Annotated in this window: 17 protein-coding genes; 9 read left to right on the top strand and 8 right to left on the bottom strand. The window is 67.6% G+C overall.

What is annotated here, in order from left to right; all coding sequences use genetic code 11:
* Window positions 1–13: 13 nt before the first annotated feature.
* The 4 genes from DLM85_RS13620 to DLM85_RS13605 form a co-directional block, all read right to left on the bottom strand.
* Window positions 14–2,002: a peptidylprolyl isomerase gene (locus DLM85_RS13620; protein ID WP_111478666.1), complete on the bottom strand. Its 1,989-nt coding sequence runs from the start codon at window positions 2,000–2,002 to the stop codon at window positions 14–16.
* 112 nt (window positions 2,003–2,114) lie between these two features.
* On the bottom strand, window positions 2,115–2,564 hold the full coding sequence (locus tag DLM85_RS13615; RefSeq protein WP_111478665.1) for a DUF3592 domain-containing protein: 450 nt from the start codon (window positions 2,562–2,564) through the stop codon (window positions 2,115–2,117).
* A 67-nt stretch (window positions 2,565–2,631) separates the two neighbouring features.
* Window positions 2,632–3,699: an MJ1255/VC2487 family glycosyltransferase gene (locus tag DLM85_RS13610; RefSeq protein ID WP_111478664.1), complete on the bottom strand. Its 1,068-nt coding sequence runs from the start codon at window positions 3,697–3,699 to the stop codon at window positions 2,632–2,634.
* 259 nt (window positions 3,700–3,958) lie between these two features.
* Window positions 3,959–5,644 carry an LIC_10190 family membrane protein gene (locus tag DLM85_RS13605; RefSeq protein ID WP_133257052.1) on the bottom strand — a complete coding sequence of 562 codons (1,686 nt, stop codon included), beginning with the start codon at window positions 5,642–5,644 and terminating at the stop codon, window positions 3,959–3,961.
* A 118-nt stretch (window positions 5,645–5,762) separates the two neighbouring features.
* Here DLM85_RS13605 and DLM85_RS13600 point away from each other — a divergent pair, with 118 nt between their 5' ends.
* On the top strand, window positions 5,763–6,692 hold the full coding sequence (locus tag DLM85_RS13600) for a hypothetical protein (protein ID WP_111478662.1): 930 nt from the start codon (window positions 5,763–5,765) through the stop codon (window positions 6,690–6,692).
* 217 nt (window positions 6,693–6,909) lie between these two features.
* On the opposite strand, the gene DLM85_RS13595 is transcribed toward DLM85_RS13600, so the two are convergent.
* Window positions 6,910–7,509, bottom strand: coding sequence for a DUF4136 domain-containing protein (locus tag DLM85_RS13595; protein ID WP_111478661.1), 600 nt, complete (start codon window positions 7,507–7,509; stop codon window positions 6,910–6,912).
* Between the two features lie 161 nt (window positions 7,510–7,670).
* Between DLM85_RS13595 and DLM85_RS13590 the strand changes: the two genes are divergently transcribed.
* From DLM85_RS13590 to DLM85_RS13580, 3 genes are all read left to right on the top strand, one after another.
* On the top strand, window positions 7,671–9,131 hold the full coding sequence (locus DLM85_RS13590; protein ID WP_111478660.1) for an FAD binding domain-containing protein: 1,461 nt from the start codon (window positions 7,671–7,673) through the stop codon (window positions 9,129–9,131).
* A gap of 175 nt (window positions 9,132–9,306) precedes the next feature.
* Complete coding sequence (locus DLM85_RS13585) at window positions 9,307–11,613, top strand: xanthine dehydrogenase molybdopterin binding subunit (protein ID WP_111479105.1); 2,307 nt, start codon at window positions 9,307–9,309, stop codon at window positions 11,611–11,613.
* Between the two features lie 190 nt (window positions 11,614–11,803).
* Entirely contained in the window at window positions 11,804–12,808 is a 1,005-nt protein-coding gene (locus DLM85_RS13580) for an XdhC family protein (protein ID WP_165822137.1), read from the top strand.
* A gap of 102 nt (window positions 12,809–12,910) precedes the next feature.
* On the opposite strand, the gene DLM85_RS13575 is transcribed toward DLM85_RS13580, so the two are convergent.
* From DLM85_RS13575 to DLM85_RS13565, 3 genes are all read right to left on the bottom strand, one after another.
* Entirely contained in the window at window positions 12,911–13,414 is a 504-nt protein-coding gene (locus DLM85_RS13575) for a hypothetical protein (protein WP_133257051.1), read from the bottom strand.
* 152 nt (window positions 13,415–13,566) lie between these two features.
* Window positions 13,567–14,148 (bottom strand): hypothetical protein, encoded by a 582-nt coding sequence (locus tag DLM85_RS13570; protein ID WP_111478657.1) that lies wholly within the window; start codon window positions 14,146–14,148, stop codon window positions 13,567–13,569.
* Between the two features lie 132 nt (window positions 14,149–14,280).
* Window positions 14,281–16,161, bottom strand: a complete 1,881-nt coding sequence (locus tag DLM85_RS13565) for an ABC transporter ATP-binding protein (protein ID WP_111478656.1) — start codon at window positions 16,159–16,161, stop codon at window positions 14,281–14,283.
* A gap of 337 nt (window positions 16,162–16,498) precedes the next feature.
* Here DLM85_RS13565 and DLM85_RS13560 point away from each other — a divergent pair, with 337 nt between their 5' ends.
* From DLM85_RS13560 to DLM85_RS13540, 5 genes are all read left to right on the top strand, one after another.
* Window positions 16,499–17,641 carry an MFS transporter gene (locus DLM85_RS13560; protein WP_243635957.1) on the top strand — a complete coding sequence of 381 codons (1,143 nt, stop codon included), beginning with the start codon at window positions 16,499–16,501 and terminating at the stop codon, window positions 17,639–17,641.
* 131 nt (window positions 17,642–17,772) lie between these two features.
* A complete protein-coding gene (locus DLM85_RS13555; protein WP_111478654.1) occupies window positions 17,773–19,809 on the top strand; it encodes a transglutaminase domain-containing protein in 2,037 nt (678 codons plus the stop codon).
* A gap of 23 nt (window positions 19,810–19,832) precedes the next feature.
* Entirely contained in the window at window positions 19,833–21,881 is a 2,049-nt protein-coding gene (locus DLM85_RS13550; RefSeq protein WP_133257050.1) for a hypothetical protein, read from the top strand.
* Between the two features lie 37 nt (window positions 21,882–21,918).
* The gene (locus DLM85_RS13545) at window positions 21,919–23,925 is read left to right on the top strand and encodes a transglutaminase domain-containing protein (RefSeq protein WP_111478652.1); all 2,007 of its coding nucleotides are present in this window, start codon (window positions 21,919–21,921) and stop codon (window positions 23,923–23,925) included.
* On the top strand, window positions 23,925–25,868 hold the full coding sequence (locus tag DLM85_RS13540; RefSeq protein ID WP_111478651.1) for a DUF3857 domain-containing protein: 1,944 nt from the start codon (window positions 23,925–23,927) through the stop codon (window positions 25,866–25,868). Before DLM85_RS13545 ends, DLM85_RS13540 begins: the two co-directional genes overlap by 1 nt.
* Window positions 25,869–26,077: the final 209 nt, after the last annotated feature.

The raw sequence follows: 26,077 nt of genomic DNA, 5'->3' as shown, positions 1-26,077 counted from the left end.
ACTGCTGGCCGCACTATCGGACGCCGGCGGCCGTGGGCAGCAGCTCCACCTTGTCGATTCGGTCCCCGATGTCGAGGCGGTGCACCACGTCCATGCCGCTTTCCACGACGGCGAAAATGGTGTAGCGGCCGTCGAGGTGGGGCGTGGGGCTGTGGGTGATAAACCACTGGCAGCTCTCGGTGTCCTTGCCGGCCGAGGCTAGGCCCACGGCGCCCGTGAGGTAGCCCCGGTCCGCAAATTCGGAGCGCAGGGTGTAGTCGGTGCCGCCCCACCCGTCGCCGCGGGGGCAGCCGCCCTGGGCCACGAAGTTGGGCACCACGCGGTGGAAGTTCTTGCCGTCGTAGAAGCCCTGGCGGATGAGCTGCACGAAGCTGGCCACCGAGCCGGGCGCCTCTTCCACCAGCAGGCGCAGCACCACCGGCCCGCGGGCCGTGCTCACGCGCACGCGCTGCCCGGCCGGAATCGTCTCCACCAGCGCCCAGTCGATGGGATGCTGGGCGGCGGCGCTGGGCGTGGGCGTCGGGGTGGTTTTGCCTTCGAGGTAATCGAGGGCCTGCTGCAGGGCCTGCCAGGCTTCCACGTCGCGGGGCAGGCGGATGCGCTGCTGGGCCGTGCGCAGCAGCGCCAGGTTGCGGAAGTCGCGGCGCAGGTTCAGCTTTTCCTCCTTCAGCGCCCCGGCCGCCGTCCCGATCAGGGCCACGTCGTCGCTGCTGATGGCGCGCTCCAGCGTCCGCACGAACAGCGGCTGCTGGCCCTCGGGAAAGTCGGGGCGGCTGCGCAGGGCCACCAGCGCCTCGATGCCGTAGGTGCTGACCACCGGCGGCTGGTTCGGGGCAAACGTGGCCTGCTCGACGAAGGCAAACGCGGCCGGATCTTCGCCGAGGGCTTTCAGCAGAAAGGCCCGCTCGTAGGCATCGGTGGCGGCGGTGTAGCGCTGCTGAATGGCGGTGCGGATGCCCTCCTTCTCGGCGGCCGAAGCATGGTGCAGCGCGGCGGCCAGTACCACGACGCGGGGCCGCCAGGCCGTCATGCGGGCGGCTTTGTCGAGGAACAGGCGGCCGGTTTCGCCGGTGGCATGGGCAAGGAAGAACTCGGCGGCGGTGACGGCCACCTGGTTCTGCGCATCGTCGAGGGCGGCCCAGGCGGCTTCCTTCACCGGGGCGTACATGGCGGCGTTCAGGGCGCGCAGGGCGGCCACGCGCACGCGGTAGTCGGCGTCGCGGCGCAGGATGCCGGCCAGCACGGGCGCCAGCGTCGCGGCCTTCACCTTGCCCAGGGCGCTGGTGGCAGCCGAGCGCACGGCGTAGCTCGGGTCGGTGGTGGCGGCGGCCGTAATGGGTTCCTGGTAGGCCGTCAGGTCGAGGCGCGGGGTGCGGGCCAGGGTGTGGGCGGCGGCCAGCCGAGCCGAAAACGGCTGCTGGCGGCTCAGCAAGCTGACAGTGCGGCGCACGGCGGCCTCGGAGGTCAGCCCGCGCAGACCGGCGCGGTACAGCCCCCAGGCCTGCCCGATGGTGAGCAGGGTATCAGCGGGCGTGGCGGTTCGGGGCAGCTGGAGCAGCAAGGGCAGCCCGCCCCGACCCACGCAGCGGCCCAGGGCTTCCAGCTCGTAGCGGCGGGCGCGGGCATCGGTTTCGGTGCCGAGCTGGCTGGCCAGGGGCGCGGCGGCGGCGCTGTCGGCCGCTTGGCCCAGGGCGAAGGCCGCAGCCTGGCGCACCTCCACGTTGGCATCGGAAAGGGCGCCGAGCAGGTCGGGCAGTGCGGCGCGGTCCTGCACCGAGGCAAAGGCCAGGGCCGCGGCCTGCCGGTAGCGGGCCTTGGGGTGGTGCAGGAAGGGGCGCAGCGCCTGGGTCTGGCGCTGGTCCTGGGCCGTGGCGATGCGGCGCAGGGTGCTGTCGGCGGCGAATTGGTTGAGCGGGGCGGCGGCTTGCGGGGTGCGGCCGGTGGAACAGGCCGCGAGCAGCAGGCCGAGGGCCGCGAGGGCGGTGGCGGGGCGAAGCGTCATCAAGCCGGAAATTAGGCAAACCGGGCGGGATGAAAGGCGCACTAGTGACTTCTTCTACCTTTTCGCTTTCAATCCTTGTGCCTGACAAGATTATCTATGCGCCAGTCAATCATCAATCGTATGATACTTTATTACTTAGTTTAAAAAATTTTAGACCTAGTAAACCCAGCACCACCAGAGCAAAACCAATAACCATAAAAGCACCATACAATCCAACCTCTGATGTATTGTATATTATTGATTCGGTCGGATCATGAGGATTGTAAACAACTTTAACCTTTCTCCCTACTTGGTTAGTATCACTCTTTATCAAAACTTTATTGCTTACTTGATACAAATTTCCGGCAACCTCGTACTCAGCAGTATATATAGTAGAAGATTCGTCCACCGTATTATTTTCAGATATAATATTTATTACACCATCAACTACAGTACCTGACTTCACCAATCTATTAATCATCAATTGAGCATCTATCGATGCTTTACAAAGCAGCAATCCTACCACTATCGGCACCACACATACTATTTTGAATAGCCAGTAATTAAATTTAGCTGCGTCCATCACAATCGAATTTTAACAAAAACAGCTTCTGATCATTGTCAACATACTGACTTGCCCTGCTACCACCCTAGTGGTCCGACATTACCCGCACCAACTCCGCATTCAGCGCCCGGAACAGCTCCTCATTTCCCTCCTGCCGGTACTCACCCAGCGCCTGCTCAAACGGCGCGAGGTCGTACAAAAACGCCTTCAGGTTGTCCGGAGTTAGCGCCGGGAAGTGGCGGCCGTAGCCCAGCCGCTCGATTTCGGCCGCGTTCAGCCACTGCTCGAACTGCGCCGGAATCGGAATGGCGCAGACGGGCTTGTGCAGGTACACGGCCTCGGAAATCAGCGAGAAGCCGCCGTTGGTCACCACGGCGCGGGCCGAGGCCAGGTCGTCGATAAAGCCCGCTTCGGAGAAGGAGCGCAGCTGCACGTTGCCGTGCTCCTCGTCGCGGTTGAAGCCGTAGACGCGGAACTGCTGCCCGGGCAGCTGCTGCAGCAGGCTCACCAGGTCGCGCTGGTTGGTGCTCGACTGGTACACCAGCACGTGCTGCCCGCGCGTAGGCTGCTGGGCCACGATTTCGGGGCGAATGATGGGCGGCACCAGCGTGGTGTCGGGCTTCGCCACGGGCGGGCGAAAGAAGGTGGTGACGAAGTAGTGCCGCGAGCGGGGCAGCTTGGCGCGCACGATGCCCCGGGCCAGCTCGAAGTTGCCGCGCTCTTCCCGCGGAATCGGCACGTCGAGCTGGGCGCGGCTGATAATCTGCATGTTGTCGATACTGATGACCGGCAGGCGCTGGGTTTTGGCGAAGAAGTAGCTGAACGACTCGAAGTCGGAAATGACCAGGTCGAAGCGGCAGCAGTCGGCCAGCAGGTCGCGGTAGCGGCGGAAGTTCAGCTGCAGATTGTCCGGCGCCGCGCGCAGCGTGAGGGCGGCCGTGCGGCTTTTCGACACGGTCAGCTCCTTATAGGCCAGGTGAAAGCCCTTGATTTCGCGCACCCGGCCGGGGAAGTTGTCGGCCAGCAGCTTGTAGGCCCGGCTGCTGCTGACCACCTGCACCTCGTGGCCGGCGTCGAGCAGGTGACGGATGACGACTTTGCTGCGGGTGGCGTGGCCGAGCCCTTCGCCGGGCACGCCGTAGAGGATGTTCATGCGGGCAATTATCAGGTAACGACGAGCAAGTAACAAGGAAATGGCGGAGCTGGCAGACGGTTCACCCCGCCGTCATTGCGAGCGAAGCGAAGCAATCTTTCCCCTCGCGGCACAAACGGGACAAGCAGCACCGCCCGAAACGGGCATCTGCAGTTTCGGCGGTGCCGTTTTCGGGCAGCAAGGATTGCCTCGGCGGTGCTACTGGAGGAAGGATTGCTTCGCTTTGCTCGCAATGACAGTGGGGTGAGCCGCTTCCCTCCTACTCCGTGCGCCGCAAACCCTCGCCCAGCGTACGGCCGCGCAGGCGCAGGCCGGCTTCGGCGCAGTGGGCGCAGGGCAAGGGTGCCCCCCAGCACTGAAACCCCTCGCGCGGCACGCGCACGAGGAGGCCGGGCGCGACAGGCACGGCCACGGTGGCGGGCACGGCGGGTAGTTCGGGCCACACCAGGCGCCGGGCAAAGCGTGCCGGGTTGTGGCGCAGCTGGTAAAGCGGGCCGCGCAGGTTATGCAGCACCCAAAGCAGCAGCAGCAGGCCCGGCAGGTAGCGCAGCCGGCCCGCCTGGGCCGGGCCGGGCCAGCGGGGCCCCAGCCAGGGCCACAGCGCTGCCACCAGCAGAAAGCCCGCCCCGAAGCGGTAATCGGGGGCGGCCACAAACCAGAACACGCTGCCCACCCAGGCCACCAGCCAGCCGCCGGCCCAGCCCTGCTCGGCGGCGGTGCGCGGCCGCCGCCAGCGCCACGCGGCCACCAGTGGCGAGGCCAGCGCGGCCACCACCACGGCGCCGGGGAAGCCCACCATCGGGGCCCACCAGTTCGGCCACCACTGCCACAGCGTCTGGTGGGGCGCGGCGTAGGGGCTTTCGGCCGAGTTGCGGGCCAGGTTCACAATCATATTATGCTCCATGCGGGCGTAGGCCAGCGGCAGCTTCCAGTCGACGTCGAATAAATCAATGGCTGGCAGCGGGTAGATCAGGTAGCCCGACAAAACTACGTTGCGCGTCAGCCAGGGCAGGGCCAGCAGCAGCCCCAGCGCCAGCGGCCCGCCCCAGCGGCGGCCGAAACGCAGCGACTCCGGGGCGGCCCGCGCGGCGTAGAGCGGCAGCAGTAGCACCGGTGCCGCCGAGAGCTTCAGCGTGACAGCCCAGGCGGCCAGCAAGGTCAGCAACAGGCGCTGGGCCTCGGTGGCGCGCAGCGGCGGGTGCTGGGCGAAGTAATAGAACAGCAGCACCAGCAGCGCGGCCGTGGTGCAGTCGGAAGTAACCGACGAGAGCCAGACCTGAAACGAGTACACCAGCAGCAGCAGCAGCAGCAGGGGCGCCCACACCCGGCGCGCATCGGGCTGCGGAGCGCGCAGGCCGGCCACCAGGGCCCGTACCGCCGCCACGGCCAGCAGGGCGTAGCTGTAGGCGCTGAGCGCGTAGGCCGGGCCGACGGGCGTCGTCGCCCGAAACAAAGCCAGCGGCAGGTACAGGCTGGAGTTGAAAGCCAAGCGGCCGTGCAGGTTGCCCAGGCCGGGCACGGCGGCAAATTGCTCGGTCCATTGCAGCGTTTGCAGCTGGTACAGGCCCACGTCGTAGTTGGTGGGCGCCTGCGCGGCGAAGGTCAGCAGCCAGCCGAGCAGCAGTAGGAGCAGCACCGCGCCCAGACGCTCAGCGGAACTCCAGCGGGCGGGCCACGACCGGCGCACAGCCTGCCACCAGGCGCGGCGGTTCAGCAGCAGCACGACGGCCAGGCCGAGGCCGAATAGTAGCTGTGCCCGCGCGTCAATCGGGGCGGCCAATGAGTAAAGCTGCAGGGCGGCCGTCAGCAGGGCCCCACCCGTCAGGCTCAGCCACTCGGGCGCGGGCAGCTGCCCGGCCCCGCGCACGCCCAAGCGGCCGGCCAGGCGCCACGCGCCCACGCCCAGCGCGGTGGTGCCAAGGGCCGCAACCAACCAAACGAGCACAACGAGTATCATTGGGCGCAAAGGTGCCGAAAACGGTGCCGCGGGCCAACGCACTACCAAGACCGGCCCGCTTTTTGGATATTCGCGCTTTGCTTCCCGCTGACTTTCTCCCCTTTCTATGCTCCTTTCTTCTCTCCGCCGCCTGCTGCCCTTCGCACTGCTGCTGGCCGTCGGGGCCTGCTCGGCTCCGCGCTCCATTATTTCGTCGGGCAAAGTCACGCCCAAAGGCCAGTTCAAGGCCGGCGGCAACCTGGGCTTCAACATCGGCACGGCCTCCATCGGCAAAATCACCGGAGCGGCCAAAGACGTGGTGCAGCAGGCCATCAACCGCGACACCATCCGCTACGAGCAGGGCCTCGACCGGGTGCAGGCCGCCGCGCTGGCCTACGTGCTCGACCCGACCGTGGCTACCTCCGACCTCTACGTGCGCTACGGCCTGCTCAACCGCGTCGACGTGGGCTACAAGTATTCGTTCGGGGCGCACAGCTTCGATGCCATGTACCAGTTTATGGGGCCGCTGGGCACGCCCGAGAAGCCCCAGGGCCAGTCGGGCGACATGTACGGCAGCGTGGGCCTGCAGTTTTCCACCCAGAAGGCCAAGCTGCCGAGCATTCCCTTTCTCGAAGACACCGAGAAGCTGCTGGGCTTCACCGCCCGCCGCGTCGATTTGCTGGTGCCGCTGGTGTTCAGCACCTCCTTCGGGCCCGAAGAGCAGATCGGCAACGTGTCGTACGGCCTGGTCTACAGCCGCACCTTCCTGAAATACGGCTTCCAGCCCGGCAAAATCTTCAACTACATTCCCGGCTCCAACCGCGTCACCGACCGCATTCCGAACCTGCTGGAGCGGCGCAGCTACGGGGCCATCGGCGGCTTCGTCAACCTGAAAGTGGGCTACCGCTACGCCTATTTCCTGCCGGCGCTGGCCATTTACTACCAGAACTTCGGCACCTACAAGATTCTCAACAACAAGGAAACCAAGCTCAAAGGCGTCACCATCCTGCCGACGTTGGGCCTGCAGTTTCGCATTCCGGCCGGCAAAAACCGGTAAGGGCCTCACCCCCCGGCCCCCTCTCCAAAAGAGAGGGGGAGCCTGACGTCAGCAGGTTGGGCGGACCGCTACAGGAAACATCCGCGGCCCAATAGGGACAAGTTTAAATGAAATGTAACGACAGCGGCCGCCATGAGCATCATGCTTATGGCGGCCGCTTTTTTATTGACGTCAAGCTCCCCCTCTCTTTTGGAGAGGGGGCCGGGGGGCGAGGCCCCTAGCGCATCTGCGGTTCGTTCTGGTAGTCTTCCGACAGCACGCGGTAGCGGTCGAAGATGGAGCGCACGGCGCGGCGCATGATGATGCTGGCCTGGGCGCCCTGCCGGGCCGTTACGTTGGAGGCGTAGCCCTGCCACACGGCGCGGCCGTTTTTGTGGTCGATAAGGGTGATGAGCAGCGTGCCGTCGTTGAGCAGGTAGCGCACCCGGTCGTAGCCCTGCCGCTCGTCGGTGGGCGTCTCGTCGTCTTCCACCGATTCCTTGCGCACCCACTGCATCAGGTCGGGCTGGTTGTAGCCGGTGAAGCGCATGGCCCCGTCGAACACGCGGTAGGAAATCAGCAAATCGGGGCGGCGCTGGTTGAGCTTGTAGCCCTGGGCGCGCAGGTGCGTCTGGATGGCGTCGCGCACGGTTTCATCGAGCATGGCGGCGCTGTCGCGGGCCGTGCCGTCGGCGCCCTGCAGGAAGGCGAAGGTGCGGTAGTGCCGGAAGTTGCCCGCGTAGCTGTAGTCGGATTCGATGCGCCCTTCGCGGGCGGTAAAGCAGCTGCTGAGCAGCAGGGCGAGAAATACAGTTGCAGCAGTACAAGTGGGTTTCATATGCGCAGCGCGGGCAATGAGGTGTTAGGGCTTAGAAGTTAGGCATATTTCTGTTTACGCAAAAAATATAGCGGTTGATTCTCAAAGTTTAAACCATCGGGCTTAGTGCCCGCTCCCGGAATTGCTATATTGCTAATCCGCCCCACGGCGGCGCTTTCCCTATGCTCCAGTTTTACCTCAACGACCAGCTCGTGCGCCCCACCCACCGGGCCGGCAGCACCCTGCTCGATTACATCCGCTACCAGCAGCACCTGACCGGCACCAAAATCGGCTGCCGCGAGGGCGACTGCGGCGCCTGCACCGTGCTGGTGGGCGAGCTGCGCCCCGACGCCAGCGGGCAGCCCGTCGTGCGCTACCAGTCCATGACCAGCTGCCTCACGCCCCTGGGCAACGCCCACGGCCGGCACATCGTCACGGTGGAGGGTATCAGCCAGCCGGCGGCGGCCCTGACGCCGGTGCAGCAGGCCATTGTGGCCGAGGGCGGCACCCAGTGCGGCTTCTGCACGCCGGGCTTCGTGATGTCGCTGACCGGGCACTGCCTGGGCGGCGCGGCCACTCCGGAAGACGCCCGCGCCAGCATCGACGGCAACATCTGCCGCTGCACGGGCTACAAGTCCCTGGAGCGGGCCGCCGACCGGCTTACGGCCCAGCTGCTGGAGCGCGACGCGGCCCCGGCGCGGCTGCAGTGGCTGGTGCAGCAGGGCTTCGTGCCGGCTTATTTCGAGCGGATGCCCGAACGCCTAGCCGAGCTGCGCGCCGCCACCGTGGCCGACGTAGCCGCCCGCACCGGCGGCCAGCTCGAGGCCGACGCGGCCCGCTACCTGCTCGGCGGCGGCACCGACCTGCTGGTGCAGCGCGCCGACGAGGTACTGGCCGCCGAAGTGCAATTACTCTACGGCCAGCAGGAGCGTTGCTTTATCCGCGAAGAAGCCGACGGCCGCCTCACGCTGGGCGCGGCCACCACGGTGGAAGACCTGCGCGCCTCCGAGCTGCTGCAGAGCCGGTTTCCGCGCCTGCGCCGGCACCTCAAGCTGGTGTCGAGCACGCCGATTCGCAACATGGCCACTGTGGCCGGCAACTTCGTCAACGCCTCCCCCATCGGCGACCTGACCATCTTCTTCCTGGCCCTCGACGCCGAGCTGACCCTGCAGAACGCCGCCGGCCAGGCACGCCGGCTGCCGCTGCGCGAGCTGTACCGCGGCTACAAGCAGCTCAACCGCCAGCCCGACGAGCAGCTGGTGGCCATCAGCTTCCGCCCGCCGACGGCCGAGGAGGTGTTCAACTTCGAGAAAGTCAGCAAGCGCACCCACCTCGACATTGCCAGCGTGAACTCGGCCGCCCGCCTGCGCGTGCTGCATGGCGTGATTCAGGACGCGCACCTCTCGGCCGGCGGCGTGGGCCCCACGCCGCTCTACCTGCGGCGCACCTCCGAGTGGCTGGCCGGTCAGCCGCTGACGCCCGCCACGCTGCGCGCCGCCAACGAGCTGGCCCAGCAGGAAATCAGCCCCATCAGCGACGCCCGCGGCACCTCGGAGTACAAGCGCCTGCTGCTGCGCCAGCTGCTGTACGCCCACTTCCTGGAGCATTTCCCGCAGCAGCTGACGCTGCAGGAGCTGGTTTAAATCTTCGTTTTTCGTTACTCGTTGTTCGTTTTTCGCCGCCATTGGCCCGTTGGGACCGTGCGGCTTTCGGTTGCCTGAGCGAAGCCCGGCACGGCTGCGCCAGCTCCGGGCCTGTAGCGTGGCTTCGGCCCCGGCCGAAAAGCCCAAAACGCACAACGAAACACGCCCCCTTCCCATGCACAACCTCGACGCTGCCGGCCACGTGCGCGGCGAATCCCAATACCTCGACGACATTCCGGTGCAGCGCGGCACGCTGCACGCGGCCGTGTTCGGCTCCCCGCTGGCCCACGGCGTGCTCGACGGGCTCAGTCTGCAGGCCGCCCGGCGCGCCCCCGGCGTGGTGCGCATCCTCACGGCCGAGGACATTCCCGGCGAAAACCAGATTGGCGGCATCGTGCCCGACGAGCCGCTGCTGGCCGAGGGCCACGTGCATTTTCAGGGTCAGCCGGTAGCCCTGGTGCTGGCCGAAACCGAGGCCCAGGCCCGCGCTGCCGTCCAGCTCATCGAGGCCGACATCACGCCGCTGCCCGTCATTACCGACCCGCGGGTGGCGCAGGCGCAGGGCGAGTTGATTGTGCCGCCGCGCACCTTCCGCCTCGGCGACCCGGCCACGGCCTGGGCCGACTGCGCCCACGTTATCGAGGGCACGGCCGACAGCGGCGGGCAGGAGCACCTTTACATCGAAACGCAGGGCGCCTACGCCTACCCCACCGACGGCGGCGGGGTGCGGGTGCACTCCTCCACCCAGGGCCCGACGGCCGTGCAGCGCCACACGGCGCGGGTGCTCGGCACCGGGATGCACAAGGTGGAAGTGGACGTGGTGCGCCTGGGCGGCGGCTTCGGCGGCAAGGAAGACCAGGCCACCACCTGGGGCGCCCTGGCCGCGCTGGCCGCCTACGTGCTGAAAAAGCCGGTGAAGCTGGTGCTGCCCCGCCACGACGACCTGCGCATGACCGGCAAGCGCCACCCCTACTCCTCCGACTTCAAGCTGGGCCTTTCGGCCGACCTGCAGCTGCTGGCCTACGAGGTGACCTTCTACCAAAACGCTGGCGCCGCGGCCGACCTCTCGCCGGCCGTGCTGGAGCGCACCCTGTTTCACGCCTGCAATACCTACTTCATTCCGAACGTGCGGGCCACGGCCTACAGCTGCCGCACCAACCTGCCGCCCAACACCGCTTTCCGGGGCTTCGGCGGGCCGCAGGGCATGTTCGTTATCGAGTCGGCCATTGCGCAGGCGGCCGAGCAGCTGGGTGTGCCGGCCTACGAAATTCAGCGGCGCAACCTGCTGCAGGACGGGCAGGTGTTTCCGTACGGGCAGCGCGTGGAGGCCTGCAACGCCGGGCTAAGCTGGCAGACGGCCGAACAGAAGTTTGACCTGGCGGGCTGGCAGGCCGAAGTCGACGCCTTTAACGCCCGGAATGCGACGAAAAAGCGCGGGCTGGCGGTGATGCCCATCTGCTTCGGCATCTCGTTCACCAAAACGGCCATGAACCAGGCCCGGGCGCTGGTGCACATCTACACCGATGGCTCGGTGGGCATCAGCACCGGCGCGGTGGAAATGGGCCAGGGCGTGAATACCAAGATGATTCAGGTGGCCGCCCGCACCCTGGGCATCAATGCCAGCCGCGTGCGGCTGGAAGCCACCAACACCACCCGCGTGGCCAACACCTCGCCCTCCGCGGCTTCGGCCACGGCCGACCTCAACGGCAAAGCCGTGGAAATGGCCTGCCGCGAGCTGCGCACCCGCCTGCTGCGCCACGCCGCCGAGGATCTGCAGATGAACTACGAGGGCCTGGACATTCACGATGAGCAGGTGCTGGCCGCCGGCACGCCCGCCGAAACCAACTGGGAAAAGCTGGTGTCGACGGCCTACTGGAAGCGGGTGAGCCTGACGGAAAACGCCCACTACGCCACGCCCGACCTGTGGTTTGACGCCAGCCAGGAAAAGGGCCACCCCTTCGCCTACCACGTCTACGGCACGGCCGTGGTGCAGGCCACCGTCGACGCCGTGCGCGGTACCTACGACGTGGACGCGGTGCGCCTGGTGCACGACTTCGGGCAGAGCTTCACGCCGGGCATCGACCGGGGGCAGATCGAGGGCGGCTTGGTGCAGGGGCTGGGCTGGATGACCATGGAGGAGCTGATTTACAACGCCGACGGCCGCCTGCTCAGCAATGCCCTGAGCACCTACAAAGTGCCCGACCTCTACAGCGTGCCGGCCGTGCTCGACGTGGAATTCCTGGAAACGCCCGGCCACCCCAACGCCATTCTGCGGGCCAAAGCCGTGGGCGAGCCGCCGCTGATGTACGGCCTGGGCGGCTACTTCGCCATTCGCAACGCCGTGCGCGCCTTCCGCCCCGACGTGCGCCCGGCCTTTTCGGCTCCCATCACCCCCGAGAAAGTGCTGACCAGCCTCTACGCCCCGGCGGGGGTGTCGGCCGCGGCCCCGGCTGCTCAACACGCCCCCACCGCCGCCTCGTAGCGCCGGCACTTAGCCGGCCCTGCGCCCACCGCCCGCCCGGCTAAGTGCCGGGCGGGCGGTGGGCGCTTGTTTTTGCCTGGCCGGCGCAAGCCGGCCGAGCCGCGGGGCCTTGCCAGGGTGAAATTGCCCGCGCCGATATCCTATTTTTTGCCCATAAAATGCTTCCTTGCAGTTGGATTCACCCACCACCTTGGACCTTTTTAACGCTTCGCCTTCCGTTCCACGCGACCTGCTGGTATGGCAGCACGCCATTGCGTGTCTGCGCGCCGGCATTCCGGTCAGTCTGCTGCTGGTGGTGAGCAGCAGCGGCTCCAGCCCGGGGCGGCAGGGCTTCAAGATGAGCGTGGCGCCGGGCAGCATGGTGGGCTCCATCGGGGGCGGCATCATGGAGCACAAGTTCGTGGAGCTGGCCCGCCACGGCCTGGCCGACGGCCGCCGGGAAGTGCTGCTGCGCGAGCAGGTTCACCGCGGCGAAGCCCCGCACAACCGCTCGGGCATGATCTGCTCGGGGCAGCAGACGCTGCTGCTGCTGCCGCTGCACGAAGACCACCTGCCCACCCTGCGCTTCGTGGCCGACGCCCTGCAGCACCACCACCCCGCCTGGTTGCGCTGTACGGCCCGCGGCGAGCTGCAGGCCGCCGCCGGCGCGCCGCCCCGCGCGCCCGGCCTGCACCGCCCCGCCGACGATGCCGCCGATGCTTGGCAGTACGTGGAAATGCTGGGCTTTCGCGACCAGCTCACCATCGTGGGCGGCGGCCACGTGGGACTGGCCCTCTCGCAAGTGGTGGCCCACCTCGACTTCCGCCTCACCGTGCTCGATGACCGCAGCGGCCTGAACACGCTGCAGCTCAACCCCTACGCCCACGACAAACGCACCGTCGATTACGGCGTCCTCGGGCAGGCCATTGCCGATGGCCCCCATCAGTACGTGGTGGTGATGACCTTCGGCTACCGCACCGATGGGGTGGCGCTGCGGCAGCTGCTCGGGCGGCCGTTTGCCTACCTCGGGGTGATGGGCAGCGCGGCCAAGATTACGACCATGCGCCGGGAGCTGCGGGCCGAGGGCTACCCGGAGGCGCAGCTGGCCCGGGTACACGCGCCCATCGGGCTGCCCATTCACAGCCGCACGCCCGAGGAAATAGCCATCAGCGTGGCCGCCGAGCTGATTCGGGTCCGTAACGCGCCCCGCGGCTAAACGCCCTCCTTGGCCGGGTGGTCAGCCTACGGGCGGCCTGCGGGGCCGAGAGGCACGCCCGGGACGGGTTTGCCAAACAGCTTATGCACTACCGCCGGCTGCTCAGCGTGCGCCCTGAATCATGGCGCATTCTTCCATCGTTAGGCCCGACATGCGCACCCAGTGCCGTAGGGATGCGTCGTCGATGGCGCTGATGGGGGCGTGGTAGTGGCGGTTGAGCTGCTCCGGCAGCTCGGGGCGGCCGGTTTGCTGCATCAGGTAGCCCAGGGCAGCGGGGCGGCCCTGCGGATCGAGCAGGCCGGGAGCCGCGGCGGGCACTACCACTTGCCCGGTGGTGCGGTACTTGTGCAATACTTTGAGGGCCTGGTAGCGGCGGCGGCGCAGGTGGCTGGGCAGCTGCCGGGTGCTTTTGCGCCGCAATACTTCCTCGGCGTAGGCCAGGCGGGCGGCTTCGCGGACGCTTTCATCGGCAACATCAGCGGCCTCGATGGTCTGGCTGGCGGCGGTAGCATAAGTGCCACCGCCCGGCTGGGCGGTGGCCGAATCGTGCTGGCAGCTCGTGCCGATCAGCACGACTAACAGGCTGGCAGTAATAAACAACTTCACGGTGGGTAAGAATAGTAGCGCTAAAGACAGCGGCCGGGCCACCGGCAATGATGCCCCGTGGCGGCTGCCTCTGCCCCCATGATCCTACTTTACCCCGGCAGGTTGTAATAGCCGGTAAATTTTCTACGGCTTTCCCGGTTTCCGCTGCCCCCTCAGGGCGTTACGTTCAGCACCAGGGTTTCGGCCTGGTACACTTCGCCGTTGGTCAGGTGGCAACGCACCCGGAACTGCTGCGGGTGCGCGCCGGCCGGGGCCTGCGCCAGCGTCAGGATCTTGTGGTTCAGCCACCCGGCCGCCTGCGGCGTGGCCAGCAGGCTGGTCAGGCTGACCGGGCGCCCGGAGCCATCGGAGGTCTGGATAAAGTCGTTCAGCGAGGTGCCGGCCGGGTGGGCCGCGTCGAAGTCGTAGAGGCTGCTCACGCGCAGCGAATCCACGGTTTCCGTGAATTGCGGATCGGCCGGCTCGCAGGCCACGGCGGCAAACCCGCCCGCTCGCTCAGGCACCGCGCTGTATGCCGGGCCCCGCAGCAGCAACTGCAGCTGCAGTTCGGCCGCCGCTACCGTTTCGCCGCTTCCCACGATTACCACGCTGCTTCCCGGCCGGGCACGGGTTGCCAGCAGGCGGGCCTCGTTCACGTCGATGTACTGCTGCTTGAAGGGGCCGCACTCGTCGCAGCCGGGCAGCCCAATCAGCAGCCCTGCGAGCAGCAACAGTGTTTTTCGCGTGGTATTCATCGGTGCGGGGTGGTCTTTTCAGGCTAGGAGTCCTGGCGGCCCGGGCAGGTTGCAGGGCCAGCCAGCTAAGGGCGTCCCCGGAATTTGCGGCTGCCGGGCGGGCCGTCTCGAAGCACGGCGCCCCGGCGGCGCTTACTGGTAGCCGGCCGCCTGCAGCCGAAACAGCTCGGCGTAGCGGCCGCCGCGGGCCAGCAGCTCCTCGTGCGAGCCCAGCTCCACGAATTGCCCGTGCTCGATGACGAGGATGCGGTCGGCCATGCGCACGGTGCTGAAACGGTGCGAGATGAGCACGGCGGTTTTGCCCTGGGTCAGGTCCTTGAAGCGCTGAAACACCTCGTACTCGGCGCGGGCGTCGAGGGCGGCGGTGGGCTCGTCGAGAATGAGCAGCTGCGCGTCGCGCATGTAGGCGCGGCCGAGGGCTATTTTCTGCCATTCGCCCCCCGAGAGGTCCACGCCGCCGTTGAAGCGCCGCCCGATCATCTGCTCGTAGCCCTGCGGGAGCTTGGCAATGACGGAGTCGGCCAGGCTTTGCTGGGCGGCCTGCTCGATGCGGGGCTGGTTGTTTTTCTCCTCGATGCGGCCCACAGCCAGGTTCTGACCGGCCGGCAGCTGAAAGCGCACGAAGTCCTGAAAAATCACCCCGATTTCCTGGCGGAGCTCGGCCGGGTCGTACTCGCGCAGGTCGTGGCCGTCGAGCAGGATGCGGCCCTCCGTGGGGTCGTAGAGGCGGGCCAGCAGCTTGACGAGGGTGGTTTTGCCGGCGCCGTTTTCGCCCACCAACGCCAGCTTTTCGCCGGCGCGCAGGTGGAAGCTCAGGTTGCGCAGGGCCCACTTTTGGGCGTTGCGGTACTTGAAGCCCACGTTGTCGAACGTAAATCCCTCGCGAATCGGGCGCGGGAAAGGCCGCACCGCCTGCCCCACCTCGGGGCGGCGGATGCGCGGCTGCAGGTGGAAAAAGTCGAAGAAGTCCTGCAGGTAGAGCGCGCCGTCGGCCACCGAGCTGAAGCGGCTCAGAATGCCTTCGAGCAGGCCGCGCATGCGGGCGAAGGAGCCGGCCAGAAACGTGAGCTGGCCGATGCTGATCTGCCCGCGCACGGCCTGGCTGATGATGTACACGTAGGCCGCGTAGTAGCCGGCGGCGCCCACGGCGGCGAAGAACGTGCCCCAGCCCGCCCGCCGAATTACCAGGCTGCGGTTCTGCTGGTAAAACTGGTCGGAAAGCAGCCGAAACCGGTCGATGAGGAAGTCCGACAGGCCAAAAATCTTCACCTCTTTGGCCGTTTCGTCGGAGGCACCGGTCTGGCGCAGGTAGTCCAGCTCGCGCCGCTCAGGCGTCCAGCCGTGCACCAGCGAGTAGCTGCGCTCATTAAAGTGCGACTCGCCCAGGAAGGCCGGCACCACGGCCACCAGCAGCAGCAAGAGCAGCCAGGGATTGAAGGCGGCCAGGCCCACGGCCAGGAAGGCCATGGTGATAAAGTCCTGCGCCTGCGAGAGCACCTGGGCCATGAGCACGGTGCGCGAGAGGGTCTGGCGGCGGGCGCGCTCCAGCTTGTCGTAGAAAGTGCTGTCCTCGAACTGGTCGAGGTCCAACTCGGCCGCGTGCTGCATCAGGCGGATGGACGTCTGGTTGGCAAACAGGTCGCCGAGCAGCGAATCGAGCAGGGCCACGCCGCGGCCGAGGGCATCGGAGAGAATGGCCAGGCCGAACTCCAGCGCCACCAGCTCCAGCACCGGCGTGAGCACCCGCGCGGCGGCGGGCTGCCGGCCCAGGCCCACCACGCTGTCGAGGATGAGCTGGCCGACGTAGAGCATGGCCACGGGCAGCATGGCGCGCAGCAGGCGCAGGGCCACGTTGCCGAGGGTGAGGCCGGGGGAGGTCTGCCAGATCAGGCGCAGAAACTCGGGCAGGTTGCGCAGGGCCGAAAACCGCTCCCGCACGCTCACGGCGGGCTTGCCGTCGGGGCGCGGGCGCTTGGCCGATACACGTTCGAAAAGCGTGGTCCAAAAGCTCATAGGTGCAGGGGCTTACGCACATGCCGCGCCAACGGCCGGGCCGCGCCGTTTTGGCAGGCAGCGCGCCGGCTGGGTTGGCCCGAGTACGGATGACAGGATTCTTCGAAGGATCGGGGGCGCCACGCTTGTCCGGCCAGGGTCCTGGGCAGACCTTATTTGACCCATACTTTAGCCGTGCTTGCGGCGGGCGGAATCTGGCGACTATAATTGAACATTCCCGGCGTAGGCCGGCGGGCTGTAGCGCGAAAGGCTACCTTTGCCCCGCCACCCGCGCAACCGCTTACCCATGTCTACTGCTGCTTCCCCGGGGAAGGTTTACACAACCGGTTTCTGGTTGATGTGCCTGTCGTCCTTCCTGTTCTTCCTGAGTTTCAACCTGCTTATTCCCGAGCTGCCGGCCCACCTCACCCGCATGGGCGGCGGCGAGTACAAGGGCTACATCATTGCCCTGTTCACCGTCACGGCGGCCATTTCGCGGCCTTTCAGCGGCAAGCTGGCCGACACGGTGGGGCGCATTCCGGTAATGGTCATCGGCACCCTGGTGTGCTTTGTGTGCGGCTTTCTGTACGCCTGGGCCACCACCGTGGCTTCGTTTCTGACGCTGCGCCTGCTGCACGGCTTCAGCACCGGCTTCAAGCCCACCGGCACGGCCGCCTTCATTGCCGACATCATCCCGGTGGAGCGCCGCGGCGAGGCCATGGGCCTGCTGGGCGTGTGCGGCACGCTGGGCATGGCCGTGGGCCCGGCCCTGTGCGGCCCCATCACCGAGTATTTCTCCATCAACACGCTGTTCTACGTCTCGTCGGGGCTGGCTTTGCTCTCGGTGCTGGTGCAGGGTACCATGACGGAAACCCTGGCCCAGGCCCAGCGGCAGAAGTTTCATTGGGGGCTGCTGCGCATCGAGTGGAACGAGGTGCTGGAGCCGCGGGTGCTGCGCCCGGCCCTGGTCACGCTGCTCTGCCTGTTCCCGTACGGGGCCATCATCACCATCGTGCCCGACCAAAGCGAGCTGCTGGGCCTGACGGGCCTCACCAAGGGCTCGTTCTTCATCTGCTACACCGTGTCCACCTTGGTGGTGCGCCTGGTGGCCGGCCGCGCCTCCGACGTGTACGGCCGGGTGCCGGTGCTCCGGCTTTCCACCTTGGCCCTGGTGCTGGCCCTGGCCGTGCTCACGCTGGCGCGCACGCCGCTGGTGTTTCTGGGCGGGGCGCTGCTGTTCGGGCTGGCGTCGGGGCTGAACTCGCCCACGCTCTACGCCTGGACGGTGGACCTGAGCCACCCCGAGCACCGGGGCCGGGCCGTGGGCACCATGTACATCGCGCTGGAGGTGGGCATCATGTTCGGGGCGCTGCTGGCCGGCTGGGTGTACTCCAACGACGCGGCCCGCCTGCCGTGGGTGTACGCCCTGAGCGCGGCCTGCGTGCTCGTAGCGCTGGTGTACCTGTACCGGCAGCCGGTGCAGCGGCCGGCGGCTTCCTGAGCGGATTAAAATTTTTCATGCTATCTTCAGAATATGCAGCCCGCTTGGTACTTTTAAGGTACCGAAAGTGGGCCCAGGCGGCTGTTAGCGCCTGAACGACCCGATTTAGTTGGTTTTATCGGCTTCTGACGATGAGCTTATTTCTACCCTGGCGCCGCGCCCTGCCGGCGGCGCTGCTGGCCCTGAGCGCCCTCGGGGCCCGCGCCCAAAACGAACCCGTCAAGTACGGCAAGGTCGACGCCAAGCTGTTTGACCCGGCGCAGTACCCGAGCGCCGCCGGGGCCCCGGCCGTGGTGCTCTGCGACTACGGCACTTCGCGCATCGAGGGCGCCGACGACGGCTTCCGGGTGGTGTTCGACCGCGTCACGCGCATTCTGGTACTGACCAAAGCCGGCTACGAGCAGGCCACGGTGCAGATTCCGCTCTACCACCGCGAGGCCGACGAGGAAAAGCTGCTGAACCTGCGCGGGGCCACTTACAACCTGGTGGGCGGCAAGCTGCAAAAGCAGGAGCTGGACCCCAAGTCGGTGTTCAGCGAAAAGCTCGACCAGTACCACAACCGGCGCAAGTTCACCCTGCCGGGCGTGCGCGAGGGCAGCATCGTGGAGTATGCCTACACCATCAAGTCCGACTTCGTCTTCAACCTGCAGGACTGGCAGTTTCAGCGCGACATTCCGGTGGAGTGGAGCGAGTACCGGGCCGTGATGCCGAGCTTCTACCAGTACAAGCAGATTCAACACGGCTTTCTGCCCTACAAGGCGCAGGAAACCGACGTGGTGCCCTACCACACCACCTACCACGCCTCCTCGAAGGACGGCTACGGCACCCACCTGACCGAAAGCGGCAACACCTCCACGCTCACCACCAAGGCCCTGCGCTGCCGCTGGGTGATGGAGCACGTGCCCGCCTTCCGCGAGGAGCCCTACATGACCACCGCCCGCGACTACCTGGCCGGCATCGACTTCGAGCTGGACCTGATCCAGTTCGACCCGGCCCAGCCCCACCCGGTGACGTCGACCTGGGAGAAAATCAGCGCTGAGCTGACCAAGGCCGAGGAATTCGGGGCCTGGATCAGCGGACGCACGCCCCTGACGGCCCAGGCCGAAGCCCTGGCCACCACCTACCGCGACCCGGCCACCCGGGCCGCCGCCGTGCAGGCGCTGGTGCAGCAGGCCGTGCGCTACAACGGCCAGGAGCGCCTCTACGCCACCCAGCCGCTGCGCCGGGTGCTGGAGCAGCAGCGCGGCAACGCGGCCGAGGTGAACCTGCTGCTGGTGCGCACCCTGCGCGACGCGGGCCTGCCCTGCTGGCCGGTGCTGGTGAGCACGCGCAGCCACGGCCAGGTATTCACCGAGCTGCCGCTCCTGAGCCAGTTCAACTACGTGGTGGCCGCCGTGCCGCTGGCCGAGGGCCCCGAGCTGCTGCTCGACGCCACCGAGTCCGCCGCCGCCGCGGGCACGCTGCCCGGCCGCTGCCTCAACGGGCAGGGCCGGCTGGTGGCCCCGGCCGGCCGCTGGCTGCCGCTCACGCCCCGCCAGAAGTTCACGCGCGTAACCACGGCCCGCTTCAGCCTCGACGAGCAGGGCCAGCTGCAGGGCAACCTGCACCGCGAATACGCCGGCTACGCGGGCCTGGCCGAGCGCAACCAGCTGGCCGAGCTGGGCGAAAAAGCCTACCTCGGCGCCCTGCAGAAGCAGTACACCGACTGCCAGCTGCGCCGCTCCGCCCTGAACCAGGTCGACTCGCTCAGCAAGCCGCTGGTGCTCGACGTGGACCTGACGCTGCCCGCCCTCGACGCCGGCCCGGCCCAGGTGTACCTGCCGCTGCTGCAGTTCTTCACCGACCGCCAGAACCCCTTCCAGCCCGACACCCGCATTTACCCGGTCGACTTCGGCACCCAGCACGAGGATGTGCTGTCGGTGGCGCTGACGCTGCCCAAGGGCTACGCGGTGGAAGAGCTGCCCAAGAACCTGGTGCTGAGCCTGCCCAACGGCGACGGGCGCTACTCCTTCGAGGCCGTGCTGCGCGACAACGTGCTCTACCTCAACAGCCGCCTGCAGCTGCGCAAAACCCAGTACCAGCCCAGTGAATACCCGGGCCTGCGCGAGCTGTTTACCCGCGCCCTGGCCAAGCACACCGAGCCGCTGGTGCTGCGCCGTACGCGCTGAGCCCGGGCCTTTCCCGCTTTCCTATGAAACAAGCGTTGCTCACGCTGCTGCTCGTCCTCGGCTGGGGCGCGTTGGCGCAGGGCCAGCCCGACCCCGTTAAGTTCGGGCAGGTGACGGCCGCCGATTTCGACGCCTCGGCCCTGAAAGGCGCCGCCGGGGCTCCGGCCGTGGTGCTCTGCGACTACGGCGTCACGCGCATCGAGGGCGCGCACGACGGCTTTCGGGTGGCGTTTGAGCGCGTCACGCGGGTGCTGATTCAAACCAAGGCCGGCTACAGCCAGGCCGAGGTGCAGGTGCCACTCTACCGCTTCGAGGGCCAGGAGGACGAGCTGCTGAACCTGCGCGGGGCCACCTACAACCTGGTGAACGGCCGCGTGGAAAAGCAGAAAATGGCCGGCAGCGCCGTTTTTCGGGAGCAAACCGGCCCGGACCAGATGAGCCGCAAGTTTACCCTGCCGGGCGTGCGCGAGGGCAGCATCGTGGAGTACGCCTACACGGTGAAATCGTGGCGGCTGTTCAAGCTGCACCCCTGGCAGTTTCAGCACCCCGACGTGCCGGTGGCCTGGAGCGAGTACCGCACCATCGTGCCCGGCTTCTACGTGTACAAGGAAATGCCGCGCGGCTACCTGCCCTACGCGCTGCGCACCCAGGCCGTGGTGCCCTACAGCACCATTTACCACGTGAGCCACCAGGACGACCGCGGCAACACGGCCGACGTGGCCCCCACCCAGCGCCTGGTGACCGATGCCATCAGCAGCCGCTGGGTGATGCGCGACGTGCCCGCCTTCCGCCCGGAAGCCTACATGACCACCCCGCGCGACTACCTGGCCGCCCTGGAATTCGAGCTGCACCAGACGGCCTTCGACCCGGCCCGGCCCAAGGCCGTGACGTCGACCTGGGAGAAAATCACCGACGAGCTGCTCAAGGAAGAAGCCTTCGGCGGCCTGCTGGAACGCCGCGACCTGGCCGGCGAATTTTCCAACGCCTCGCCCCTGACGCCCGCCGCCACCGCCCTGCGCACCAGCCACCCCGACCCGACGGCCCGCGCCGCCGCCGCCCTGGCCCTGGTGCGCGGCGCCCTGCGCTACGACGGCGAGGAGTGGCTGTACGCCCGCACGCCCCAGCTGCGCCAGCTGGTAGACAAGCAGCTGGGCAACGCGGCCGAAGTGAACCTGCTGCTGGTGCACACCCTGCGCGACGCGGGTCTGGCGGCCAACCCCGTGCTGCTGAGCACCCGCGGGCACGGCCGCGTGCAGCAGGAAATTCCGGTGCTCAGCCAGTTCAACTACGTGGTGGCCCACGTGGCCCTGCCCGCCGGCCAGGACCTGCTGCTCGACGCCACCGACCCGCTGGCCCCGGCCGGCACCCTGCCCGAGCGCTGCCTGAACGGCTACGGCCGCCTCATTGCCCCCGCTGGCCGCTGGCTGCCGCTCACCCCGGCCCAGCGCTACTCCTGCTTCACCAACGCCCGCCTGACCCTCACGCCCCAGGGCGAGGTACAGGGCTCGGTGCGCGTGGAGTACGGCGGCTACGCCGGCCTGAGCGCCCGTGCCCGCCTGGCCGCCCAGGGCGAGCAGAAATTCCTGGCCGAGTGGCAGCAGCAGCGCCCCGACTGGCAGCTGACCCGCCGCGCGGTGCAGCGCGCCGCCGACCCGGCCGCCCCGCTCCTGCTCGATGTGGACCTGCGCCTGCCCGGCGCGGGCGCGGCCCAGCCGCTGTACCTGCCCCTGATGCGGCTGCTGGCCACCAACGACAACCCCTTCCAGCCCGAAACCCGCCTGTACCCGGTGGACCTGGGCATGCCCCACGAGTACGCCACCACGGTGCTGCTGACCCTGCCCGCGGGCTACCGGCCCGAGGCGCTGCCCGGCCGCCTGCTGCTCGAGCTGCCGGGCGGGGCCGGCCGCTTCGCCTTCGATACCAGCCTGCAGGGCCAGGTGCTGCAGCTCACCAGCCGCCTGCAGCTGACCCGGGCCCGGTACGCCCCCGGCGAGTACGCGGCCCTGCGCGAGCTGGTGACGCGGGCCGTGGCCAAGCACCAGGAGCCGCTGGTGCTGCGCCGCACGCCCTGAATGCTTTCCCAATTGCTACTCCAATCCTCTTTCGCGCATGAAACACGTGTTACGCACCTTCCTGCTGGCCGCCGGCCTCGGGGCGCTGGCTTACCTGCCCGCGCACGGGCAAGCGGCCCCGCCCATCACCTTCGGCAAAATCGACCCCAAGGACTTCGACAAGGCCACGTTTGTGCGCGACTCGGCGGCTAATGCCGTGGTGCTCTGCGACTACGGCCGCTCCCGCTTCGACATGGGCATGAAGGGTGACTTCGTGACGGTGTTCGAACGCGTTGTGCGCATCAAAATCCTTAAGAAGGGCGGCTACCACTGGGCCGACGGCTCGGTGGTGCTCTACCACCGGGGCGCCGACACGGAAAAGCTCAGCAACCTGCGCGGCTTCACCTACAACGTCGGCGCCAACGGTGAAATCACCAAGGAAAAGCTGGAAACCAGCAGCGTGTTCACGGAACAGGTCGACGCCAACCTCACCCGGCGCAGGTTTACCCTGCCCAACGTGCACGAGGGCTCGGTGGTGGAATACGCCTACACCGTCACCTCGGACTACTGGTTCAACTTTCACAACTGGACCTTTCAGCACGACATTCCCACGCGCTGGAGCGAGTACCGCGCCAGCATTCCGGAATACTTTATCTACAAGCAGCTGTGGCAGGGCTACGAGCCGCTGGCCCAGCGGGATGTCACCGAGGGCAGCACCCAGTTTTTCATCCGTAGCAGCAACAAGGCGGTGGTGGCGCAGGTGAAAAACTACCGCTGGGCCACCAAGGACGTGCCGGCCCTGACCCCGGAGCCTTTCATGACCACCCCGCGCGACTACGTTACGCAGATCAACTTCGAGCTGGAGGGCCTGCACTGGCCGGGCGAAGCCTACCAGAACGTGAGTGGCACCTGGGAAAAGATGCAGACGGAACTGCTGGCCTACGACACGTTTGGCGGGCAGCTGGGCCGCGGCGGCTTCCTCAAGGCCCAGGTTACGGCCCTTATGGCCCAGTATCCCAACGCCGCCGAGCGCGCCGCCGCCGTGCACGCGCTGGTGCGCGACAATGTGAAGTCGACCGGCGAAGGGCTGCTGGGCGAGGCCGGCATCCGCAAAACCTGGGAGCAGCACCGCGGCAACGCCGCCGACGTGAACCTGCTGCTCATTGCCCTGCTGCGCGAGGCCGGCCTGCCGGCTTACCCGGTCATCCTCAGTACCCGGGAGCACGGCCGCGTCGATCCGAACTTCCCGCTGCTCTCGCGCTTCAACTACGTGGTGGCCGCCGTGCAGCTCAACGACAGCAGCCGGGTGCTGGCCGACGCCACCGAGCCGTTTGCGCCCTTCGGCATGCTGCCCGCCGCCTGCCTGAGCGGGCAGGGCCGCCTGATCCAGGGCGAGAAGAGCGGCGCCTGGGTTCAGCTCGACTCGCCTTTCCGCCACGTGCGCTACCGCTCGGCCCAGCTCACGCTGGATGAGCGCGGCAGCCTTACGGGCAAGCTGCGCGACGAGCACGGCGGCTACCTGGCCGCCAGCCACCGCGCCGAGCTGCGCCAGCAGGGCGAGAAGAAGTACGTGGAAAACCTGCTGAAAGAGCAGCAGGGCTGGAAAATCGACAAGTTTGCCTTCCAGAACGTGGACGCGCTCGGCAAGCCGCTGATGCTGGATTTGGACGTGCGTGTGCCCGGCGAAGCCGAGCAGCCCCTGAACACCATTTACCTGAGCGTGCTGCAGGCCCTCGACGAAGCCGCCAACCCCTTCCGCCTCACCGAGCGCCGCTTCCCGGTGGACTTCGGCGCCCGCCGCGAGGAAACCAGCCTGGTGACGCTGACGTTGCCCGCGGGTTACACCGTGGAGGAGCTGCCCAAAAACGCGGTGGTGGACCTGCCCAACGGCGGGGGCCGCTTCCTGTTCAGCGTGACGCCGGTGGGCAACAACCTGCAGATCGTGAGCCGCATGACCCTGAACCGCAGCATGTACCTGGCGGATGAGTACGCCGGCCTGCGCGAGTTCTACGAGCGGATGCTGGCCAAGCAGGCCGAAAAAATCGTGCTTAAGCGCAAGTCCTGATGAACTACTTCTCCTCCCTCCTGCGCGGCGCGCTGGGCGCCGGGCTGCTACTCGGCGCCGCCGGGGCCCGGGCCGGCGCCGACCCGCACTGGCCGGTGGCCGCCATTCCGGCCGCCCTGCGCGAAAACGCCCACGCCGTCATCCGCCAGCAGGACGACATCATCACGGTGAAGGGCGCCGGCCGCTTGGTGCACACCATTCACCTGGTGGCCACCGTGCTCGACGAGCAGGGCGAGCGGTACGGCGCGGCCGTGGTGGGCTACGACAAGCTGCACCAGATCAGCTACCTGCGCGGCTCGGTGTACGACGCCGACGGCCGCCTGATCCGCAGCCTGCGCGCCGCCGATACCAAGGACTACAGCGCCCACGACGGCTTCAGCCTCTTCACCGACAACCGGGTGCGCGTGAGCGACCTGCGCCAGGCGCGCTACCCCTACACGGCGGAGTTTGAGTACGAGCTGGTGTCGACCAATACGCTGGCCTTCCCGGCCTGGAGCCCCCAGGAAGACGAGCACGTGAGCGTGGAGCACGCCACCCTGCGCGTGGTGACGCCGCCCGAGCTGCCCCTGCGCTACCGCGAGGAGCGCCTGCCCGCCGGCAGCGCCGTGGCCCAGAGCCAGCAGGGCGCGCTGCGGGTGTACACTTGGCAGTTTCAGCTGCTGCCGGCCGTGGAGCGGGAACCCTACAGCCCCCCACTGGCCGAGCTGGTGCCCACCGTGTACACCGCCCCCACCGCCTTCGAGGTGCAGGGCTACCCGGGCGCCCTCACCAGCTGGCAGCAGCTGGGCCAGTGGGGCTTTCAGCTCACGCAAGACCGCATGACCCTCACGCCCGAAACCGAGGCCCGGGTGAAGGAGCTCGTCAAGGGCGTCGACGACCCGCGGGCCCGGGCCCGCAAAGTGTACGAGCTGCTGCAAAGCTCCACCCGCTACGTGTCGGTGCAGCTGGGCATCGGGGGCTACCAGCCCTTCCCGGCCAGCACCGTGGCCAGCACCGGCTACGGCGACTGTAAGGCCCTGTCGAACTACTGCCTGGCCCTGCTGAAGGCGGCCGGCGTGGAAAGCTACGCGGCCTGGATCAGCGCCGGGCGCCAGAAGGCGGCTGTGCGCACCAGCTTCCCCAACGACCAGTTCAACCACGTCATTCTGTGCGTGCCGCTCCAGGCCGATACCGTGTGGCTGGAATGCACCTCGCAGACGGAGGCCTTCGGCTACCTGGGCTCGTTTACCGGCAACCGCCACGCCCTGCTGCTCACGCCCCAGGGGGGCAAGCTGGTGCGCACGCCCGCCAATGCCGCCCTCGACAACCGCCAGTACCGCCGCGCCGAAGTGCAGATCGACGAGCAGGGCCACGGCCGCGCCACCGTGCGCACCACCAGCACCGGCGAGCAGCAGGACGAGCTAGCCCAGATCATGCACCAGCTGCCCGCCGACGAGCAGCGCAAGCAGGCTTACCAGCGCCTGGCCCTGCCGGCCGTCACCATCGAGCAGAGCAGCTGGCAGCAAAACCACCGCGGCGCCCAGCCCGTCGTGACGGAGCGCCTCACCCTGGCCCTGCCCAGCTACGCCTCGCGCACCGGCCGCCGCCTCTTCCTCACGCCCAACCTGCTGAACCGCCTGCCCCCGCCCGCCCCGCGCGTGGGCGCCCGGCAGGCCCCGCTGCAGCTCGCCACCCCCTTCGTCGACGCCGACACCATCCGCTTCCGCGTGCCGGCCGGCTACAAGCCCGAGGCCGTGCCCGCCCCGGTGCAGCTGCGCACCGCCTTCGGCAGCTACGAGGCCCAGACCCAGGTGTTGCCCGACGGCACCGTGCAGTACACCCGCCGCCTGCAGATGCCCGCCGGCCGCTTCGAAGCGAAGGAGTATGAAGCCTACGAAGACTTCCGCCAGCGCATCAGCAAAGCCGACCGCGCCCAGCTGGTGCTCGTGCACCCGGAGTCGTGAGTTTGGGAGGAGTTAGGAGTTAGGAGTTAGGAGTTAGGAGTTAGGGAAATACGGCCGCCGGACCAATCAGCCTGTCGTTCTTATCTGGCGTAGCCAAGAACTTGTCTTGCACTCCGCCTCAACGACGAAGCGCAGCCACCAACGCCCCGTCCGGGCATGGTAGCTGCGCTTTTTTTGTGACTGCAGAAAAAGCGTTTGCTCGTCGTAGG

This window comes from Hymenobacter edaphi, assembly GCF_003258365.1.
In the GTDB taxonomy this organism is placed as follows: Bacteria; Bacteroidota; Bacteroidia; order Cytophagales; family Hymenobacteraceae; genus Solirubrum; species Solirubrum edaphi.
Note: the sequence above shows the minus strand (reverse complement) of the source record. Positions and strands in the feature narration are given on the sequence as shown.

Bases quoted from the DNA above. Each gene is read 5' to 3' on its own strand.
- DLM85_RS13620 (WP_111478666.1), bottom strand. From the start codon at position 2,002: ATGACGCTTCGCCCCGCCACCGCCCTCGCGGCCCTCGGCCTGCTGCTC.
- DLM85_RS13615 (WP_111478665.1), bottom strand. From the start codon at position 2,564: ATGGACGCAGCTAAATTTAATTACTGGCTATTCAAAATAGTATGTGTG.
- DLM85_RS13610 (WP_111478664.1), bottom strand. From the start codon at position 3,699: ATGAACATCCTCTACGGCGTGCCCGGCGAAGGGCTCGGCCACGCCACC.
- DLM85_RS13600 (WP_111478662.1), top strand. From the start codon at position 5,763: ATGCTCCTTTCTTCTCTCCGCCGCCTGCTGCCCTTCGCACTGCTGCTG.
- DLM85_RS13595 (WP_111478661.1), bottom strand. From the start codon at position 7,509: ATGAAACCCACTTGTACTGCTGCAACTGTATTTCTCGCCCTGCTGCTC.
- DLM85_RS13590 (WP_111478660.1), top strand. From the start codon at position 7,671: ATGCTCCAGTTTTACCTCAACGACCAGCTCGTGCGCCCCACCCACCGG.
- DLM85_RS13585 (WP_111479105.1), top strand. From the start codon at position 9,307: ATGCACAACCTCGACGCTGCCGGCCACGTGCGCGGCGAATCCCAATAC.
- DLM85_RS13570 (WP_111478657.1), bottom strand. From the start codon at position 14,148: ATGAATACCACGCGAAAAACACTGTTGCTGCTCGCAGGGCTGCTGATT.
- DLM85_RS13565 (WP_111478656.1), bottom strand. From the start codon at position 16,161: ATGAGCTTTTGGACCACGCTTTTCGAACGTGTATCGGCCAAGCGCCCG.
- DLM85_RS13560 (WP_243635957.1), top strand. From the start codon at position 16,499: ATGTGCCTGTCGTCCTTCCTGTTCTTCCTGAGTTTCAACCTGCTTATT.
- DLM85_RS13555 (WP_111478654.1), top strand. From the start codon at position 17,773: ATGAGCTTATTTCTACCCTGGCGCCGCGCCCTGCCGGCGGCGCTGCTG.
- DLM85_RS13550 (WP_133257050.1), top strand. From the start codon at position 19,833: ATGAAACAAGCGTTGCTCACGCTGCTGCTCGTCCTCGGCTGGGGCGCG.
- DLM85_RS13545 (WP_111478652.1), top strand. From the start codon at position 21,919: ATGAAACACGTGTTACGCACCTTCCTGCTGGCCGCCGGCCTCGGGGCG.
- DLM85_RS13540 (WP_111478651.1), top strand. From the start codon at position 23,925: ATGAACTACTTCTCCTCCCTCCTGCGCGGCGCGCTGGGCGCCGGGCTG.